The organism is Kineosphaera limosa NBRC 100340 (assembly GCF_000298215.1).
Taxonomy (GTDB): domain Bacteria; phylum Actinomycetota; class Actinomycetes; order Actinomycetales; family Dermatophilaceae; genus Kineosphaera; species Kineosphaera limosa.
In genome coordinates this window covers 1-3106 of record NZ_BAHD01000141.1, presented here as the reverse complement: position 1 = coordinate 3106, position 3106 = coordinate 1, and the positions used below count along the sequence as shown (strand labels likewise).

Annotated in this window: 3 protein-coding genes; all 3 read right to left on the bottom strand. The window is 73.7% G+C overall.

Annotated features, from left to right (window positions below):
* On the bottom strand, positions 1-612 hold a 612-nt coding region (locus tag KILIM_RS21700), incomplete at its 3' end, for an HhH-GPD family protein (RefSeq protein WP_006594912.1).
* A 1-nt stretch (position 613) separates the two neighbouring features.
* Positions 614-1687: a DNA integrity scanning diadenylate cyclase DisA gene (disA, locus tag KILIM_RS21695; RefSeq protein ID WP_006594911.1), complete on the bottom strand. Its 1074-nt coding sequence runs from the start codon at positions 1685-1687 to the stop codon at positions 614-616.
* 167 nt (positions 1688-1854) lie between these two features.
* On the bottom strand, positions 1855-3106 hold a 1252-nt coding region (gene radA, locus KILIM_RS21690), incomplete at its 5' end, for a DNA repair protein RadA (RefSeq protein ID WP_006594910.1).

Here is a 3106-nt window from a genome sequence, read left to right as displayed (position 1 = left end):
GCAGACCAGGGCACCGAGCTCCATGACGGCGATATTCCAGCGGGCGGCCGGCTCGGGCTGGGCCGGCACCAGCGCAGCGGCCAGCCGCGTCTCGGCGGCGGTCAGGGCCGGTGCCGGCAGGGCGGCTCCGGAGACAGCCCTGGCCAGCACCCGGCGCACGTTGGTGTCGACGACGACGCTGCGCCGGCCGTAGGCGAAGGCGGCGACGGCGTTGGCGGTGTAGGTGCCGATGCCGGGCAGGGTGAGCAGCACCTCGACGTCGGCGGGCACCTGGCCGCCATGGTCGAGCGTGATGGCGGTGGCGGCCGCGTGCAGGCGCAGCGCCCGCCGCGGGTAACCCAGCCGGTCCCACATCCGCACGGCCTCGCCGGGGGAGTCCGCGGCCAGGGCCGCCGGGGTGGGCCAGCGGGCCAGCCACGCGCGCCAGGCCGGGTCGACGCGGCTGACCGGCGTCTGTTGGGCCATCACCTCGCAGACGAGCACCCCCCAGGGGGTCACGTCGGGGTGCCGCCAGGGCAGGTCCCGGCCATGCTCGGCATACCAGCGGCAGACCGGCTCGTGCAGGGTGTCGCCGCTGCTGTTGCCGGCGTGCTCGTGGTGCGGATGGGGCACGTCAGACGTAGCGCTCGAGGATGCTCGACTCGGCCAGGCGCGACAGCCCCTCGCGGACCGCCCGGGCCCGGCCCTCGCCGACGCCGTCGACGGTCTGCAGCTCGTCGAGGCTGGCCGACAGCAGACGCTGCAGGGTGCCGAAGTTCTCGACGAGCCGGTCGCGGATGACCCCGGGCAGGCGCGGCACCTTCGAGAGCAGCCGGTAGCCGCGCGGGCTGACCGTCTCGTCGAGGGTCTCCGGCAGCGTCGAGTGGCCGAGCGCGGCGGCGCTGGCGGCCAGGTCGAGCAGGTCGGGGGCCGAGAGAGCTGCCATCGAGTCGAGCACGTCGCGGACGCTGCGGTTGGAGTCGGCCGGCAGGTAGTCGCGGATCACGAGGTCGCGCTCGTCGTTGATGCCGGCGATGAGCTCCTCCAGCTGCAGGGTCAACAGTCGGCCGTCGGTGCCGAGCTCGACGACGTAGCCGGAGACCTCCTCGTTGATGCGGCGCACCATCTCCAGCCGTTGCAACACGGCGGTGACGTCGCGGATCGTCACCAGGTCTTCGATCTCCAGCGCCGAGAGGGTGCCGGTCACCTCGTCGAGCCGGTTCTTGTACCGCTCCAGCGTCTGCAGCGCCTGGTTGGCCTTGGACAGGATCGAGGCGGAGGCCTCGAGGACGTGCCGTTCGCCCCCGACGTAGAGGGCGGCCAGCGACATCGACTGGCTGACGGAGACGACCGGGAAGCCGGTCTGCTTGGCGGTGCGCTCGGCGGTGCGGTGCCGGGTGCCCGACTCGCTGGTCTCGATGGAGGCGTCGGGCAGCAGTTGGGTGGCGGCCCGCACGACGCGGGTCAGGGTGGAGTCGAGCACGACCGCGCCGTCCATCTTCGCCAGCTCGCGCAGCCGGGTCGCGGAGAAGCCGATGTCCAGCGGGAAGCCACCGGTGGCGATCTGCTCGACCCGTTCGTCGTGGCCGAGCACGACGAGGGCGCCCGTGCGGCCGCGGATGATGCGTTCGATGGCGTCGCGCAGCTCGGTACCGGGCGCCACGGCGGCCAGTGTCGCGCGCATGAGGTCGTCGGCGTGCCGATCCACACCCGTGTCCTTCCTGTTGCCCCCTTGCCGGTCCGTCCGCGTCACCGGCGCGCTGGGCCTGCGCAGTCCGTCCACGAAACACGAGCCGACGTCCGAATTGTAGACAGGGTGTTCGGCAACTCGTGTCCCGCACCGCGTCACGACCGGATCACGGCTGTGCAACGGTGTCACGCGCGCCGATCGGCAGCGCCCGCGCGCCCGGCCGCCCGCGAGTGCCTGCCCGCCTTCGACTGCTCAGTGCGTTGGAAGGGGACGACGGCGCGGGGGGAGCCGGCGGCGCGGATCGCCGCGCCGATGTCGGCGACCTGCAGCAGGTTGAGCCCGTCGGGAATCTCGTCGGGTTCGATGCAGCCGCGCGGCACGATGGCGCCGGTGAAGCCCAGCCGGGCGGCCTCCCGCAGTCGCCGCCCCAGCCCGGTGACGTGCCGGATCTCGCCGGCCAGGCCGACCTCCCCGATGGCGACGGTGCCCGAGGTGGGGGACAGGTCGAGCGCGGAGCCGGCCATGGCCAGGGCCAGGGCCAGGTCGGCGGCGGGCTCGGCCAGGCGCACCCCGCCGACGGTCGCGGCATAGCACTCGTGGTCGGCGATCGGCAGCTTGACGTGCTTGGTCAGCACGGCCAGGATCATGGCCGCTCGCGCCGAGTCCAGCCCGCTCGTCGTGCGCCGCGGGGTCGGCGCCTTCGTCGGGCTCAGCAGCGCCTGCACCTCGCACACCAACGGTCGTCGGCCCTCGAGGGTGACGGTGACCGCGGTGCCCGGCACCGACCGGTTGGGTGCGGACAGGAAGAGGCCGCTGGGGTCCACCAGGCCCTCGATGCCGGCGTCGGTCAGCTCGAAGCAGCCGACCTCGTCGGTCGGGCCGTAGCGGTTCTTGACCGCCCGCACGAGCCGCAGCCGGTTGTGTCGGTCGCCGTCGAATTGCAGCACGACGTCGACGAGGTGCTCCAGCACCCGCGGCCCGGCGATGGAGCCGTCTTTGGTGACGTGCCCGACGAGCAGCGTCGCCATGGCGCGCCCCTTGGCGGCGTGGATGAGCGCGCCCGCCACCTCGCGCACCTGCGAGACGTTGCCGGCCGAGCCGTCGACCTGTGCGCTGGCGACCGTCTGCACTGAGTCGACGATCAGCACATCGGGCGCCAGCTGCTCGACGTGCGCGAGCACCTGCGCCAGATCGGTCTCCGCCGCCAGGTACAGCCCGTCGGCCAGGGCGCCGATGCGCTCGGCCCGCAGCCGCACCTGGCCGGCCGATTCCTCTCCGGTCACGTAGAGCACCCGGCGCCCGGCCCGCGCGCCGCGGGCCGCGACATCAAGCAGCAGGGTCGACTTGCCGGTGCCCGGCTCGCCGGCGACCAGCACGACCGCCCCCGGTACCAGGCCGCCGCCGAGCACCCGGTCGAGCTCGCCGACGCCGCTGCGC